Annotated in this window: 12 protein-coding genes and 1 pseudogene; 8 read left to right on the forward strand and 5 right to left on the reverse strand. The window is 71.3% G+C overall.

Features of this window, described 5'->3' with window-relative positions; all coding sequences use genetic code 11:
- The first annotated feature begins 10 nt into the window (after nucleotides 1-10).
- The 7 genes from ACFJI0_RS21835 to ACFJI0_RS21865 are packed head-to-tail and all read left to right on the forward strand — an operon-like array spanning nucleotide 11 to nucleotide 6740.
- Nucleotides 11-985: a glycosyltransferase family 2 protein gene (locus tag ACFJI0_RS21835; protein ID WP_382322288.1), complete on the forward strand. Its 975-nt coding sequence runs from the start codon at nucleotides 11-13 to the stop codon at nucleotides 983-985.
- A gap of 11 nt (nucleotides 986-996) precedes the next feature.
- Nucleotides 997-1395, forward strand: coding sequence for a hypothetical protein (locus tag ACFJI0_RS21840; protein ID WP_382322289.1), 399 nt, complete (start codon nucleotides 997-999; stop codon nucleotides 1393-1395).
- Nucleotides 1304-1864: a hypothetical protein gene (locus ACFJI0_RS21845; RefSeq protein WP_382322290.1), complete on the forward strand. Its 561-nt coding sequence runs from the start codon at nucleotides 1304-1306 to the stop codon at nucleotides 1862-1864. Before ACFJI0_RS21840 ends, ACFJI0_RS21845 begins: the two co-directional genes overlap by 92 nt.
- A complete protein-coding gene (locus tag ACFJI0_RS21850; protein ID WP_382322291.1) occupies nucleotides 1861-3123 on the forward strand; it encodes a glycosyltransferase WbuB in 1263 nt (420 codons plus the stop codon). Before ACFJI0_RS21845 ends, ACFJI0_RS21850 begins: the two co-directional genes overlap by 4 nt.
- Nucleotides 3102-3866: a polysaccharide biosynthesis/export family protein gene (locus tag ACFJI0_RS21855; RefSeq protein WP_382322292.1), complete on the forward strand. Its 765-nt coding sequence runs from the start codon at nucleotides 3102-3104 to the stop codon at nucleotides 3864-3866. The genes ACFJI0_RS21850 and ACFJI0_RS21855 overlap by 22 nt, the downstream gene beginning before the upstream one ends.
- A gap of 44 nt (nucleotides 3867-3910) precedes the next feature.
- On the forward strand, nucleotides 3911-6271 hold the full coding sequence (locus tag ACFJI0_RS21860; protein WP_382322293.1) for a GumC family protein: 2361 nt from the start codon (nucleotides 3911-3913) through the stop codon (nucleotides 6269-6271).
- Nucleotide 6272: 1 nt separating this feature from the next.
- Nucleotides 6273-6740 (forward strand): DnaJ family molecular chaperone, encoded by a 468-nt coding sequence (locus ACFJI0_RS21865; protein WP_382153001.1) that lies wholly within the window; start codon nucleotides 6273-6275, stop codon nucleotides 6738-6740.
- On the opposite strand, the gene ACFJI0_RS21870 is transcribed toward ACFJI0_RS21865, so the two are convergent.
- Nucleotides 6680-7948 carry a murein transglycosylase A gene (locus tag ACFJI0_RS21870; RefSeq protein ID WP_382322294.1) on the reverse strand — a complete coding sequence of 423 codons (1269 nt, stop codon included), beginning with the start codon at nucleotides 7946-7948 and terminating at the stop codon, nucleotides 6680-6682. The genes ACFJI0_RS21865 and ACFJI0_RS21870 overlap by 61 nt on opposite strands.
- Here ACFJI0_RS21870 and ACFJI0_RS21875 point away from each other — a divergent pair.
- Nucleotides 7881-8033 (forward strand): hypothetical protein, encoded by a 153-nt coding sequence (locus ACFJI0_RS21875; protein ID WP_382152996.1) that lies wholly within the window; start codon nucleotides 7881-7883, stop codon nucleotides 8031-8033. The two genes, ACFJI0_RS21870 and ACFJI0_RS21875, sit on opposite strands and share 68 nt — an antisense overlap.
- Nucleotides 8034-8048: 15 nt before the next feature.
- Here ACFJI0_RS21875 and ACFJI0_RS21880 read toward each other — a convergent pair whose 3' ends face one another.
- The 4 genes and pseudogenes from ACFJI0_RS21880 to ACFJI0_RS21895 form a co-directional block, all read right to left on the reverse strand.
- Nucleotides 8049-8678, reverse strand: a complete 630-nt coding sequence (locus ACFJI0_RS21880; protein ID WP_382152994.1) for a response regulator transcription factor — start codon at nucleotides 8676-8678, stop codon at nucleotides 8049-8051.
- Nucleotides 8675-10770 (reverse strand): annotated as a pseudogene (locus ACFJI0_RS21885) (nitrogen regulation protein NR(II)). The gene ACFJI0_RS21880 and the pseudogene ACFJI0_RS21885 overlap by 4 nt, the downstream one beginning before the upstream one ends.
- Nucleotides 10771-10781: 11 nt before the next feature.
- A complete protein-coding gene (locus ACFJI0_RS21890) occupies nucleotides 10782-11588 on the reverse strand; it encodes a carbon-nitrogen hydrolase family protein (RefSeq protein WP_382322295.1) in 807 nt (268 codons plus the stop codon).
- Between the two features lie 29 nt (nucleotides 11589-11617).
- Entirely contained in the window at nucleotides 11618-14761 is a 3144-nt protein-coding gene (locus tag ACFJI0_RS21895) for a YhdP family protein (RefSeq protein WP_382322296.1), read from the reverse strand.
- Nucleotides 14762-14906: the final 145 nt, after the last annotated feature.

A 14906-nucleotide genomic window follows, 5' to 3' on the forward strand; every position in this document is an offset into this window, starting at 1 on the left:
AGCCCCCCCGATGAGCATCACCGCCGTCATCCTGACCTACAACGAAGCCCTCCACCTGGAGCGCGCCATCCGCTCCATCCAGGCGTCCACGGACCAGATCGTGGTGGTCGACTCCGGCTCCAGCGACGGCACCGCCGAGATCGCGCAACGGCTCGGGGCCGAGGTCCACACGCACGCCTTCGTCAACCAGGCCCGGCAGTTCCAGTGGGCGCTCGACACGCTCGACATCCGCGGCGAGTGGGTGCTGCGCCTGGACGCCGACGAGATCATCGAGCCCGACCTCGCGCGGGAGATCGGCGAAAAACTGCCGCGGCTGCCGGCCGAGGTGGTGGGCGTGAACCTCAAGCGCAAGCACATCTTCATGGACCGCTGGGTGCGCCACGGCGGGCGCTACCCGCTCGTGATGCTGCGGCTCTGGCGCCATGGCAAGGGCCGCGTGGAAGACCGCTGGATGGACGAGCACGTGGTGGTCTGGGGCGGGCGCACCGTCACCTTCGACGGCGGCTTCGCCGACCACAACCTGCACGACCTGAGCTACTTCACCGACAAGCACAACAAGTACGCCACGCGCGAGGCCATCGAGGTGCTCAACCAGCGGCTCGGCCTGTTCGCCCGCGACGAGGCGCTCAGCGCGCGCAGCGCCTCGTTCCAGGCCTCGTTCAAGCGATGGGTCAAGGAGCGTGTCTACAACCGCATCCCGTTCACCGTCAGCGCCACGCTGTATTTCCTGTACCGCTACATCGTCCAGCTCGGTTTTCTGGACGGCCGCAGCGGCCTGGTCTACCACTTCCTGCAGGGCTGTTGGTACCGCTTCCTGGTGGGCGCCAAGGTCATGGAGCTGGAACGGGCCGTGGCCCACCTGCACGACGACAAGGCCGCCATCTGCGCCGAATTGAGCCGACTGACCGGGCACAAGCTGGTGGCCCGAAGCGACACCGTGGCGCCCACCGACGTGCGCGACCCGCAGCTCGCCCCCCGACTTTGAAAAGGACCGGCATGCACACCCCCACCCCGTCCCAGTTCATCACCGCCCTGTGCCTGGCGTGGCCCGCCTGGGCGCACGCCAACGACGCGCTGATCTGCCAGGACGCCTCGACGCCGGAGGGCGCCACGCAGGTGGGCGCGCTGCAACCGCTGTTCCGCGATTGCCCCCGGGTCGACGACGTGGACTTCACGGGCCGGGCCGACGGGCGCAAGTACTACAACGGCCTGTACTTCACGCCGCCGAAAGACCGCAGCCTCTACGAGCAGGCCGACGATGGCGTGGTGCTGCAGCGCGGCGGCGTGATGGCCGACCGCGAAGATGAGCTCGCACCCCGGCCAGTTCCCCCTGCTGCGCGGCGACCGGCCGTTCTACATCGAGGCGCAGGTCGCGATCTCGTCCAACCACCGTGACAACTTCCCGGCCATCTGGCTGATGCCGATCGAGCACAACCTGCGCATGGAGGACGTGTACGAAGGCGATCCGAAAAGTTTCGAGCGCTGGTTCGAGCTGGACATCGACGAAGGCGGCTTCGGACCCGGCGGCCACCACACCGCGATTTCCTGGACCGGCATCTACCCCAACTACAAGAAGATCCAGAACCCCAACCCGACGTCGAAGGAACCGCTGGACCGCACCCAGCCCAACGTCTTCGGCGTCTCCTATTCCCCCGACACCCTCACCGTGCGCTGGTGGCTCAACGGCCGGCAGGTGCTGGAAGCGGGCCCACCCTACGTGCCCGAGATCGCCCGGCGGCAGAACTTCTACCTGATCGTCTCCGCGCAAAGCCACAAGAACGTCAGCCACTACCAGATGAAGTTCATGGGCGTGCGCGCCTTCGTGGGTGGCGCGGTGGCATCGAAAGCGAAAGGCCGGCCGTGAAGCTGCTCATCTACGGCATCAACTTCGCGCCCGAACTCACCGGCATCGGCAAGTACACCGGCGAGATGGCGCAGTGGCTGGCCGCCGCGGGGCACGAGGTGCGTGTGATCACCGCGCCGCCCTACTACCCGGCCTGGAAGGTGGGCGAGGGCCACAGCGCCCGGCGCTACCGCACCGAGTCGTGGCAGGGTGTTCGGGTGATGCGCGCGCCGCTGTGGGTGCCGCACCAGCCCGGCGGCCTCAAGCGCCTGCTGCACCTGGGCAGCTTCGCCCTGAGCAGCCTGCCGGTGCTGTGCGCGCAGTGGCGCTGGAAACCCGACGTGGTGTGGGTGGTGGAGCCGCCCCTGATGTGCGCACCCGCCGCGGTGGCCTTCGCGTCCCTGCGCGGCGCCAGCAGCTGGCTGCACATCCAGGACTACGAGGTGGACGCCGCGTTCGACCTGGGTCTGATCCAGGGCCCCACGCTGCGCCGCTGGGTCGAGCGCGCCGAGCGCTGGCTGATGCGCCGCTTCGACCGCGTCTCCACCATCTCGGGCCGCATGGTGGACCGCGCGCGGCGCAAGGGCGTGGCGGCCGAGCGGGTGCTGCACTTCCCGAACTGGGTCGACATCAGCGGCATCACGCCGCTGGCCGCGCCCAGCGCCTACCGCGCCGAGCTGGGCCTGGCGCCCGACGCCGTGGTGGCCCTCTACTCCGGCAACATGGGCAACAAGCAAGGCCTGGAGACCCTGGCCGAGGTGGCCCGCCTGCTGCAGGACGAGCCGCGCATCCAGCTGGTGCTGGGGGGCAACGGCTCCGGCCGGGCCGATCTGCAGGCGCGCTGCGCGGGCCTGCCCAACGTGCGCTTCCTGGACCTGCAACCGCTGGACCGCCTGAACGACTGGCTGGGCCTGGCCGACGTGCACCTGCTGCCCCAGCGCGCCGATGCCGCGGACCTGGTGATGCCGTCCAAGCTCACCGGCATGCTGGCCAGCGGCCGCGCCGTGCTCGCCACCGCGTTGCCCGGCACCGAGCTGTGCCGGGTGGTGGTGCAGGACGCCGCCTGCGGCCTCGTGGTACCGCCCGAGAACCCGGCCGCCCTGGCCGACGCGCTGCGCGCACTCGCGGCCGACCCGGTGCGCCGCGCCGAATGGGGCGCCAACGGCCGCCGCTACGCGGAGGCCGAGTTGAGCCAGGACGTGGTCCTGCGCCGCTTCGAAATGCAATTGCTGGCCTTGGGCCAGAAAGGGGAAACGCTATGCGCCACCAGCTCTTCATGACCCTCCGGCCCTGGGTGTTCTGGGCCACCGGGATGCTGATCCTGGCCGCGGCCGGGCCGCTGCAGGCCCAGACCCAGACGCCCGTGGCGGCGGACGCCGCGAAGGCGCAGGCCGTGCCGGCCAGCGCGCCGCTGGACCCCAACGGGGCCACCCTCGGGCCCACGCCCTCACCCGCCGAGGGCGTGGACGCGAACTACCGCATCTCGCCCAACGACCTGATGGCCTTCGACGTGTTCGGCGTGCCCGACATGAAGCGCGATGTGCGCGTGAACGCCTCGGGCGAGGTTTCGCTGCCGCTCATTGGCCAGGTGCCGGTGGCCGGGCTCACGGCGCAGGCCGCGGAGCGGCTGATCGCCCAGCGCTACCAGGAGAAGTACCTGCAGGACCCGCAGGTCTCGCTCTTCATCAAGGAGTTCACCACGCAGCGCGTCGCCATCGAAGGCGCGGTGATCCGGCCGGGCATCTACCCGGTGACGGGCCAGCTCACCTTGCTGCGCGCCCTGGCCTTGTCGGGCGGCTTCGCGCCCTACGCCGACATCAACCAGATCGTCGTCTACCGCCACGGCAGCAGCGGCGCGCGCGAACAGTTCACCTACGACCTCGACAAGGTGCGCGCGGGCCAGGAGAAGGACCCGAACATCCGCTCGGACGACGTGATCGTGGTCCAGCGCAACGCCCGGCGCACCGCGCTGAGGGATTCGCTCTTCAGCGACATCCTGAGCACGCTCAACCCTTTCAAGTGACGGGAGATCCGCCATCGCGCACCGACCAACACCCCCTGCCCTTCGTGCCCGACCCGAGGGACGCGCTGGGCCCGCACCGCGAGGCCGCGCCGTCCGAGCGGGCGCGCTCCCGCGGCGAAGCCATCGCGCTGACCGAGGACCGCATCGACCTGCGGACCCTCTACCGCGCGCTGGTGCGGCGCAAAGGGACCATCCTGGGCATCGCCGTCCTGGGCACCCTGGCCGCCGGCGTGTACACGCTGAGCCTCACGCCGCAGTACGAGAGCTCGGCCATGCTGCAGATCGACCGCGCGGCGCAGAAGGTGGTGGGCTTCAACACCGAGGTCGAGGTGGAGGAGGGCCCGCTGTCCGATCAGCTGCAGCTGCGCACCCAGGTGGAGCTGCTCAAGAGCCGCAGCCTGGCCGAGCGCGTGATCGATGAAATGGGCCTGCACAAGCCGGGCGCCATGAGTTCACCGCCCTCACCGGACGTCGCCGAAGCCGCCGGGGTGGTGAGCGGCACCGGGCTGCTGGACCAGGCCGCGGCCCTGGCCCGCCAAGCGTGGAGCCAGCTGCACGCGCTGATCGCCCCGGTGCCGTCCAGCCCCGAGTCGTTCAGCCGGGCGGGCACGTTGGCGCAGTTCCAGCAGGCGGTCACCGTGGAGCCGGTGCGCAACTCGCGCCTGGTGCAGGTCAGCGTGCGCAACGCCGACCCGGATCTGGCCGCCGCCATCGCCAACACCATCGCCAAAGCCTTCATTGCCATGCACATCGAGCGCCGGCTGGACTCGTCGATCTACGCGCGCCAGTTCCTGGAGGAGCAGATCCGCCAGAGCAAGGCCAAGCTGGAAGCAAGCGAGCGCGTCATCAACGAGTACGCCAAGAAGAACCAGATCCTGAACCTGGGCGACAAGGGCAGCGCCACCACCCAGACCTTCGTGGACTTCTCCACCGCGCTGACCCAGGCGCAGCAGGAGCGCATCAAGGCCGAGACGCTGTACAACCAGGTCCGGCTCAACCCCGAGAGCGCGCCCCAGGCGGTGGTCAACGAGGCCATCCGCGCCTACAAGGAGCAGCGCGCCCGGCTCGAGGCCGACTACGCCAAGAACCGCAGCGTGTTCAAGCCGGACTACCCCGCCATGGTGCAGGCGCGCGCCCAGATCGCCGAGCTCGATGGCCGCATCAAGACCGAGGTGAACAACATCCTCTCCAGCATCCAGGGCCAGTACATGGCCGCCGTGAAGGCCGAAGAGCAGCTCAAGAACAAGGTGGCCGCCAGCCGCAGCGAGGTGCTCACCGTGCAGGACCGCAGCGTGGACATGAACCTGCTCAGCCGCGAGCTGGACACCAACCGGCAGGTGTACGACAGCCTGCTGCAGCGCCTGCGCGAGGTGAGCGTGACCGCGGGCATCACCACCAACAACGTGAGCATCGTCGATCAGGCGGCGGTGCCGCGCTTCCCGGCCTCGCCCAACCTGAAGATCAACATCGGGCTGGGCCTGGTGCTGGGCCTGTTCCTGGGCATGCTGGCCGCCCTGCTGCGCGAGCAGATGGACGACTCGGTCAAGAGCGCCAACGACATCGAGGGCTCTTACCAGCTGCCCCTGCTGGGCCTGATCCCGTTCACCCGGGGCCCCCGGGTGCGCCGCGAACCGGTGGCCCTGCTGGCGCACCGCGAGCCGCGCAGCACCTTCGCCGAGTCCTACCGCTCGGTGCGCACCGTGCTGCAGTTCGGTTCGCCCGACGGCCCGCCCCAGCGCTTCATGGTGACCAGCTGTGGCAACGGCGAGGGCAAGAGCACCACCGCGCTCGCGCTGGCCATCAACTTCGCCCAACTCGGCCAGAGGGTCCTGCTGATCGATGCCGACATGCGCAAGGGCGGGCTGCACAAGATGCTCAAGCTGTCCAACGAGCGCGGCCTGTCCAGCCTGCTGGAGGCCGACCGCGCGATCCAGGGCGTGATCCAGGAGACGGCGGTGGCGAACCTGGGGGTCATCACTGCGGGCCCCACGCCGCCCGACCCGGTGGAGCTGCTGATGGGGCCCCGGCTGGGCGCCCTGCTGGAGCAGGCGCAGGCCCTGGGCTACACGCAGGTCGTGATCGACGGGCCGCCGCTGCTGGGCCTGGCGGACGCGATCGTGCTGGGCAACCAGATCCCCAACATCGTGCTGGCGGTGAAGGCCGGCGGCACGCGCAAGGACAGCATGAAGGACGCGCTGCGCCGCCTGCGCACCGCCGGCCTCGCCCCCATGGGCGTGGTGCTCACGCACGCCCGCAACGAGTACAGCAACGACCACGCCTACGCGGCCTACTACGGCCACGGCGCCCCGCCCGCGCCCAAGCCGGCACCGGTGCGCAGCCCGGCCCCCGTCGCGTTGCCGCCGGGCACCCGCATCGAGCCCACGCTGGACCCATCCGCCGCCTGACATGACCCCGCCCGACGGGAGACGCCTGCTGCCGGCCCTGCTGGCCTTCGAGCGCGCGCCCGGCCGCTACCCCGTGGCGCTGCGCGAACCGCGCCCGCTGTTCGCGCACATCGACAGCGTGATGCGCCTGGCCGCCGGGCGCCCGGTGGAGGGCCTGCCGGCGGCCGCCGCCCACAACCCCGAGCTGCGCCGCGCGGCGCGCTTCTTCGTGCGCACGGTGATGCTGCGCCCGGGCTCGGACCCCTACACCCTGCTGGGCCTGACGCCGGACTTCGAGCCGGCGCAACTGCGCGAGCACTACCGGCTGATGATCCGCCTGACGCACCCGGACTTCGAAGCCGCGGGCGAACGCTGGCCCGCCGGCGCGGCCACGCGGATCAACCTGGCCAACGACCTGCTGTCACTGCGTCAGCGCGGCCACAAGGCCCACAGCTGCAGCGGCTGCTTGAGCGCGGCGGCCGTGAGATAGGCCTCGTCGCTCCAGCCGCCCCAGCCCATGAACAGGTCGGCGCGCACCGCGCCCACGATGGCGCCGCCCGTGTCCTGCGCCATCACCAGGCGCTGCGCGTTCATCGTCGGGCCCTGGGTGCGCAGCCATACCGGCGTGCCATAGGGAATGCTCTGCGGATCGACCGCGATCGAGCGCCCGGGCGTGAGCGGCACGTTCTGCGCACCGCGCGGGCCGAAGCGCGCGTCCAGCTCCGACAGCGCCTCTTCGCGGAAGAACACGGTGCGCGGGTTGCTCCACAGCATCTCGTTGAGGCGCTGCGGGTTCTGCAGGGCCCAGGCCTTGATGGCCGACCACGAGGCCTCGTTGATGGCGCGCTGGTCGAGCAGCCAGCGGCCCACGCTCTGGTACGGATGGCCGTTGTGCGCCGCGAAGGCCACCCGCACCTGGCGCGTGCGCCCGTCGGCCTCGGCGATGTTCAGGCGGCCCGAGCCCTGGATCTGCAGGATCAGCGCGTCGATGGGGTCGGCCAGCCAGGCCACGGCGCGCCCCTGCAGCGCGGCCTGCGCGGCGGGCAGCGTGTCGATCTCCTGGCGGCTGTGCCAGGGCTGGCCGGGCCGCAGCCCCGGCGGCGGGCCATAGAGCGGCACGCGGTAGGTGGCGGTGGGCACGCGGCTGGCGGCCATGATGGGCTCGTAGTAACCGGTGAGCAGGCCGGCCGGCAGGCTGCCATCGACCTCGGTGACGCGGTAGGGCAGGAAGCGGCGCATCACCCAGGCCTGCTGCTCGGCGGCGGTGGCGATGGAGAGCTGGCGCACTTCGGCGCACAGGCCCGCATGGCCCGCCACCGGCCGCTCGCAGCCGCGCACCCAGGCGTTCCACACCTCGTGCAGGCTGTCCTGCCCCCAGCCGGGCAGCTCGCTCCAGCGCACCGGCACCCAGCGGCTCTTGCCGCGCTGCATCGGGGCGGGCAGCACCGTGTCGTCGGGCGCCGCCACCACCGGGGGCACCCCGGTGACCGGAGGCGGCATGGGGGGATAGGTGCGGGGGTCGATCGCGCAGGACGCCAGGCTTCCTACAATCAGGGCGCTCCCGATCCAGCGCAGCGCCCTCTGGCCGCTGCCGTTCTTTCCACCCCTCGCAGAAACGCCATTCCTTCCCATGACCCTGTTGTTGCTTGAAGCGCTTGGCGCGCTGGTGTTGCTGGTGTTCATCGTGTGGTGGACCATGTTTTCGGGTCGCAAGAAAGGCGAGTTGCCCGAGGAAGCGGCGCCACGCGAGAAGGACGAAGCCCCGCCATCCCGGCGCGACTGAGGCGAACGCCGCCGCTCACGGCGGGCGCAGCACGTTCGCCAGTTCGACCGCGGACTTCACGCCCATCTTGTCGAACACGCGCGAGCGGTGCACCTCCACCGTGCGCACGCTGATGTTGAGCTGGTCGGCCACCAGCTTGTTGGGCAGGCCGGCGATCACCAGGTCCATCACGTCGCGCTCGCGATCGGTCAGGCTGTCCAGGCGCTGCTGCAGCTCGCGCTGGATGCGCTGCTGGGCCAGCACCTGCGCCGAGCGGTCCAGCGCCTGCTCGACGCGGTCGACCAGCGCGTTGTCCGAAAACGGTTTCTCGCAGAAGTCGAAGGCGCCGCGCTTGACGGCGTCGACCGCGGTGGGCACGTCGGCGTGGCCCGAGAGAAAGATCACCGGCACCGCAGCCTTCCAGGGCAGCTGCTGCATGCGCTCGAACAGCGTGAGCCCGCTCATGCCCGGCATGCGCACGTCGAGCACCACGCAGCACGGCGCCTCGGGCGCCTGGGTCCACACGGCGGCCTCGGCCTGGAAGGCCTCGGCATGGTCGTAGCCTTCGCTGAGCAGGCGGCGCGTGCGCAGCAGCCAGGCCAGCGCCTGGCGCACCTCGGCGTCGTCGTCGACGAGGTAGATCTTCGCGTCGGGATGCTGCGTCATGCGCCCGATGATAGAGGAGCGACCTGCACCGGCGCCGCGGGCAGGGTGAAGCGGAACACGGTGCCGCGCGGCTCGTTGGGCTCGTGGGTGAGCGCGCCGCCGTGCTGCTCGATCACGGTGCGGCACAGGCTCAGCCCCAGGCCCATGCCTTCGGCGCGGGTGGTGAAGAAGGGCGTGAACAGCTTGGCCTGCACCTCCTCGCTCAGCCCCAGGCCATGGTCGGTGACGGCGAAGGCGACCCAGGTCTTCTGCGGCAGGCCGCCCGGCGCGAGGCCCGAATGCAGGCGCGCCTGCCCCACCTCCAGGCGCAGCACGCGCAGGCTCATGCGCGAGGACGGATCGGTCAGCGGCATGGCCTGCATGCCGTTGCGCGCGAGGTTGAGCAGCACCTGTTCGACCATGGTGCGGTCGCACAGCACCGAGGGGCACTCGGGCGCGACCTGGATCTGCAGGCGGATGCCCTGCTTCTTGGCCTGCAGGCTCAGCAGCGGAAGGATGGCGTCGATCAGGCTCTTGGGCGTGACCGCCTCGCGCACCTGTTGGCGCCGCCGCACGAAGTCGGCCACGCTCTTGATGACGCGCGCCGCGCGCTCGGCCTGCTCGCCGATGCGCCGCACGGCCTGCATCAGGTCGGCCTGCACCGGGTCGGCCACCGCCGCGCCCGAGCCCTCGGGCTGCTCCAGCAGGTTGAGCGTGCCGCTGGCGTAGCTCGAGATCGCGGCCAGCGGCTGGTTGAGCTCATGGCTCAGCAGCGAGGCCATCTCGCCCATGGTGCGCCAGGCGCGCGGTGGCCTGCAGGCGCTCCTGCGAGGCGCGGTTGAGGTCTTCCACGCGGCGCTGCTCGGTCAGGTCCAGGATGGCGCTCATGAAACCGGTCTGCTTGCCCTGCGCATCGATCAGCGGCGCCTCGATGATGAGCACCGGGAAGCGCGTGCCGTCGGGCCGCTGGAACACCGACTCGTAGCCCTCGCGCGGCAGCACCTGCCCGGCCAGCCGCACCATCTGGCGCTGCTGGTACTCGTCCACCAGCTCGGGTGCGCACCAGGGCGCCGGCAGGCCGGTGCCGACGAGCTGTTCGGCCGTGAGGCCCACCATGTCGCAGAAGGCCGGGTTCACGTAGGTGATGCGGCCCTGCATGTCGCGCGCGCGCAGGCCGGTCACCAGCGAGTCTTCCATCGCCTTGCGGAACGCCAGGGATTTGGCGACCTCCATCTCGGCGCGCTGGCGGCGGCGGATGTCGCGCCCGAGCAGGAACAGCACCGACAGCAACGCCAGCGACAGCGCGCTGACCATGGCGGTGAGCACGTTGGGGAACAGGCCGCGCAACAGGCGCGGGCTCTGCAACTGCAGGATCAGCGTGTGGCCCGGCAGGTCGAGCACCTGGCGCGCGGTGAGGGTGCGGCGCGTGCCGGTGACGATGCTGTGCAGGGCCAGGCGCGTGCCGTCGGCCTCGTTGAAGGCCAGCCCCCGGCCGCGCAGCAGGTCGCGGTTGGTCAGCTCCGAGAGCAGGCCGGGCAGCGAATAGGCTGCGCACCAGGAACCCATTGGGCAGGCCGGCGCGCGCCACCGGCAGGCACATCTCGATCAGTTCCAGGCCCTTGCCGTGGCGCAGCGGCCAGAAGTAGCTGCTCGAGTAGGCCGGCCCGGACAGCCGCCGCGCGTGGTCGCAGGCCAGGCGCACTTCGGGCAGGGCCTGGTCGCGGTCCAGGTAACCGAACAGCTCGGGGATGAAGGGCGTGTCGCGCGCGGCGGTCACCTGTTGCGCGTTGTCGCGCCATTCGAGCCGAACGATTTCCCGGTGCTGCGCCATCAGCTCGGCCGCCGGGAAGGCCCAGGAATCGGCCGTGGGCGCCACGCTGTGCAGCGACTGCAGGGTCTGCACGTTGCGCACCAGGCTGCTGCGGATGTCGCTCACGAGCGAGGCCGCGTCCTGCTCCAGCGCGGTCTGGTCGCGCGACTCTTCGTACTCCGCGGCCAGGAAGATCAGCACCCCCAGCAGCGTCACCACCAGCAGCAGCAGCGCCGCCCACAGGCGCCAGCGGAGCGAGCGAAGGCTTTCGCGCCACGCGCGGATGAAGTGCGGGCGCTCCATGGTCGACAGGGTCAGAGGCGGCGGTGCTGCAGCGAAGGCAGTTGTTCGCGCACGCTGCGCAGGCGCTCGATGTCCAGGTCGGCCAGCACCACGCCGGGGCCTTCGGCCTGCAGCGCCATCACCTCGCCCCAGGGGTCGATCACCATGCTGTGGCCCCAGGTGCGGCGGCCGTTCTCGTGCACGCCGCCCTGGGCGCTGGCGATCACGAAGGCCTGGTTCTCGATCGCGCGGGCGCGCAGCAGCACCTCCCAGTGCGAGCGGCCGGTGGTGTAGGTGAAGGCCGCCGGCACGAGCAGGATGTCGGCGGCGAGCATGCGGTAGAGCTCGCCAAAGCGCAGGTCGTAGCAGACGCTCTGGCCCACGCGCCAGTCCTGGCCTGCGTGGTCGCGGCACTCGAACACGGTGGGCGTGTCGCCCGCGACCAGCACCGTGGCCTCGTCGTAGTGCTCGGTGCCGTTGTCGTAGCGGAACAGGTGGATCTTGTCGTAGCGGCTGGTGCTCTCGCCGCGCGGGTCGTAGACCACCGAGGCGTTGGCCGCGTGGCTGGGGTCGTCGGTCGCGATGGGCAACGTGCCGCCGACGATCCACATCTTGAGGTCGCGCGCGGCGTCGGAGAGGAAGTCCTGCACCTTGCCCAGGCCGGGCGTTTCGGCCAGCACCAGCTTGTCCTCGTCCCTGGCGCCCATGAAGCAGAAGTACTCGGGCAGCACCGCGAGCTCGGCCCCACCCGCGGCGGCCTGGCGCAGCAGGCGCAGGGCTTCGCTGAGGTTGACGTCCAGGCTGATGCCCGAAACCATCTGGATGGCGGCGACTTTCATGCGGTGTCCTTTCGGTGAAGCCTGACAGCTTACTGCAGCACGGGCGTGGGGTCGCGCGGTGCCGCGGCGGCCGGTGAAGCCCGCTCGACCTTGTCCACCTGCGGGTCGGCCCAGCTGCCGGTGATGCGGAACTCCTGCGTCGTCGCCGACTGCAGCGGCTGACGCAGCAGGAATTGCGCCAGGAAGGTGCCCAGGCCGATGGCCGGGTTGATGGCGGTGGCGATCAGCGAGGCGGTGCCGGCGTTGATCTCGGGCACCACCACCACCTTGAGGTCCTGCTGCTCGCGCGCGATGTCGGCGCTGCCTTCCATCAGCACGGCCGCGTTCACGCCCTTCATCTGCAGGTTGTTGGTGTGCAGCACGCCCCGCTCCAGGCGCGCGTCGCCGCGCACGAAGTCGAAGGCGAAGCCTTCGGAGAACACATCTCGGAAGTCGAGCACCAGGCGGCGCGGCAGGGCCTGCAGGCTGAGCACGCCCAGCAGGCGCCCGGCGCCGGGGTCGACCTTGAGGAACTGGCCGCGCTCGATGTCGGCGTGGATCTGGCCCGACAGGCTGGGGTAGTCGATCGCCAGCGGCGAGCCGATCCAGCCGATGTTGCCCTCGAGCCGCCCCTTGCCGCCGCGCACCAGGCCCTCGCGGCCGAAGCGGGTGAGCAGCTGGCCCGAGTCGTCGATGTCGAGCCGGAAATTGAGCGCGGTGCGGCGCTGGCCGGCCGCACCGGCCCCGGCGGCGACCCAGTTGCCGGTGGCGCTCAGGCGCGCCTCGGGCGAAGCGACGCGCAGCCGGGTCAGGCGCCATTCGCTGCCGCGCAGCGGCCCGCCGCGGTTGATGGCCTCGACCTCCACGCGCCCCAGGTTGCGGCCGGCGATGGTGAGCTCGTCCACCGCGATGTCCAGCGAGGGCACGCTGGTGGTGGGCTGCTCCAGCAGCTGTTCGACCTCGGTCGCCGCCGAGGGCTCCAGCTGCAGGCGCTTGAGGCGCGCGTACACATTGCCCGCCGTGCCCGGGCCCGACTGGCGCACCGACACGTAGCCGTTGAGCTCGTTGGCGTCGATGTTGGCCTGCCACTGCGCGCCTTCGCGCGAGCCCCCCAGCACCACGCGGTGGAATTGGCGCCCGCGCACCGTGAGGCGGTCGGCGCGCACCGCCAGCGTGGTGGGCAGGTAGGCCAGGCTGGCGTTCTGGTCGCTGACCGGGCCCACGCGCGGCAGCACCGTGGCGCCGGCCGTGGCCGCCGTGCGCACGTCCACCCCCGTGGTGGTGTTGAACGCGCGCTCCCAGGCATCGGTGTCGAGCTGCGCGAGCTGCACATGGGCGGCCACGCCCTCGGGCGGCAGGGACGCGGCGGTGTTGTCGCCCTCCACGCCGACCGCGATGGCGCCGCGCAGCACCCGCGGCTCGCCGCTGCCGAGTTCGCGCTCGTACTGCAGCGAGGCCACCGGCGCCAGCGAGGAGCCGAGCTGAATCGCCAGCCGGTCGGTGCGCGCGCTCTCACCCGCCACGTTGAGCACGTGGTTTTCGTAGCGCAGCGGCAGGCTGGCCTCGGCCGCCTTGTTCAAGGGCGCCGGCAGGTTCAGCGCCAGGCCCTGCAGGTTGCTCGTCACCTGCAGCTCGGGCACGCCCGCGCGAAAGCCGAGCTGGGCCGTGTAGGCCGTGCTGCCGCTGGCGTGCTGGAACAGGCGCGAGACAAAACCCAGCCCGGCCTCGCGCAGGCCGTCGGCGCTGGCCAGGCCCTGGCCCCGGAACTGCACCTGGGCCGCGCCCTTGGCATCGACCTGCATGCCGCCCTCGAAGCGCAGGTCGCCGCCGTACACCCGGGCCTGGGCCGCCTTGACCGAGAAACCGGTTTCGCTGAAGGCCAGGTTGCCGCTGGCGCGCCCGAGCAGGGGCGCATCGGGACTGATCTGCAGGTCGTTGCCGTCGAGCTTGACGGTGCCGCTGACCTTGGTGGCGTGGGGGTCGGCCAGCGGCAGCTGGAGCGCGAACCCCACTTGCGCTGCCCCGGCGCCGGTGCGGGCCCGCGCCAGCGCCTGGCCCGTCATGGCGTTGAGCGGCGAGCCCTGCACGAAGCCCAGTGCCTCGTTCGCCGGCCCCTGGGCCTGGGCGTTCACTTGCAACACACCGTCGTGGCCCAGGTGCTCGATGCCCACCTGTCCCTTGCTCAGGCGCACGCCGGGCGCGTTCGCCACGCCGCCTTCGAGCGCGCTGAGCTTGAGCGAGGCGCGATCGAGCAGCAGCTCGCCCGAGACACCGCGCAGCGCGGGCCAGGCCGCTTCGCCCGCTTTCTGCAGGTAGGCCGGGATGTAGTCGAAGTCCACGTTGCGCAGCGGCGCGCTGATGCGGAACTCGCCGCGCTCGCCGGGTTTCTCGAAGGGCACGTGATCGACCAGCCCCTGCACGCGGAACTCGACCCGGTTCGAGCTGCCGCCGCGCACCGCCTCGCGCACATAGTGGCGCGCATCGGCATTCACGGTGAGCGGCAGGTAGCGGTGCACGCGCGTGGCGTCGGCGCGGGTGAGCGTGGCGGTGAGGTCGAGCACGCCCGGAAAACGCGAGGCGGCCGAGCCGGCCGGCACCTCGCTGGTCTGCCAGCGCACCTGGGCCGTGCCCTCGGCATCGGCGTTGCTCAGGCGCACGTTGTCGAGCTGGGCTTCGATGCGCTCGCCCTGCACGCGCCAGGAAAAATCGACCTCCAGCTGATCGACCGGCACGCTGGGGTCTTCGAACACATCGGGCAGTTCCACGGTGCCGTCCGCCACGCTGATGTGCGCCCGGCCGCCCGCCTGGTTGAGGTCGAAGTCCACCGTGGCGCCCGAGATGCCGGGGCGACCGGGCAGCGGGAAACGCCCCGAGATGGACATGCGGCCGCTGGGTTCGCCCGCGACCGACAGGCCGCTGACCCGCCCCTTGGCCTGGTAGCTCGCCAGGTCCCAGCCCGACGGCGGCGCCGCGCCGGCCGCGCGCTGCCAGCGGGCCGAAAAGCCGTCCACCCGGCCCACCGGCCGCAGCTGCTCCAGCCGCTGGTGCGCTTCGGCCGGCAGGGGCAGGCGGCTGGCGAGGGCCGCGAGCGCGCCCAGCTCCAGCCGCTCGGCGCTGAGCTCGGTGCTCGCGCCCTGCTGCCCGGCCAGGGCGGCCGTGTGCTGCAGGCGCAGCCGGCCGCTGGGCCACTCCACGCCCTCGCGGGTGCGGAAGCGCAGGTCGTCGGTGGCGCATTGAAGCCCGCTTCGGACCACTGCGCGGCCAGCCGGCCCTGCAGTTCGTCGATCGCCAGGGCCGGCAGCTCGGGGCCGAGCTGGGCTTCCACGTCGCGCAACGCCA

The organism is Hydrogenophaga sp. UC242_53, assembly GCF_042696965.1.
In the GTDB taxonomy this organism is placed as follows: Bacteria; Pseudomonadota; Gammaproteobacteria; order Burkholderiales; family Burkholderiaceae_C; genus Hydrogenophaga.

Coding starts and splice junctions, on each gene's coding strand:
- ACFJI0_RS21855 (WP_382322292.1), top strand. CDS start 3,102: ATGCGCCACCAGCTCTTCATGACCCTCCGGCCCTGGGTGTTCTGGGCC.
- ACFJI0_RS21880 (WP_382152994.1), bottom strand. CDS start 8,678: ATGACGCAGCATCCCGACGCGAAGATCTACCTCGTCGACGACGACGCC.
- ACFJI0_RS21870 (WP_382322294.1), bottom strand. CDS start 7,948: ATGGTCCACCACACGATGAACACCAGCAACACCAGCGCGCCAAGCGCT.
- ACFJI0_RS21840 (WP_382322289.1), top strand. CDS start 997: ATGCACACCCCCACCCCGTCCCAGTTCATCACCGCCCTGTGCCTGGCG.
- ACFJI0_RS21835 (WP_382322288.1), top strand. CDS start 11: ATGAGCATCACCGCCGTCATCCTGACCTACAACGAAGCCCTCCACCTG.
- ACFJI0_RS21845 (WP_382322290.1), top strand. CDS start 1,304: ATGAGCTCGCACCCCGGCCAGTTCCCCCTGCTGCGCGGCGACCGGCCG.
- ACFJI0_RS21890 (WP_382322295.1), bottom strand. CDS start 11,588: ATGAAAGTCGCCGCCATCCAGATGGTTTCGGGCATCAGCCTGGACGTC.
- ACFJI0_RS21875 (WP_382152996.1), top strand. CDS start 7,881: ATGACCCTGTTGTTGCTTGAAGCGCTTGGCGCGCTGGTGTTGCTGGTG.
- ACFJI0_RS21865 (WP_382153001.1), top strand. CDS start 6,273: ATGACCCCGCCCGACGGGAGACGCCTGCTGCCGGCCCTGCTGGCCTTC.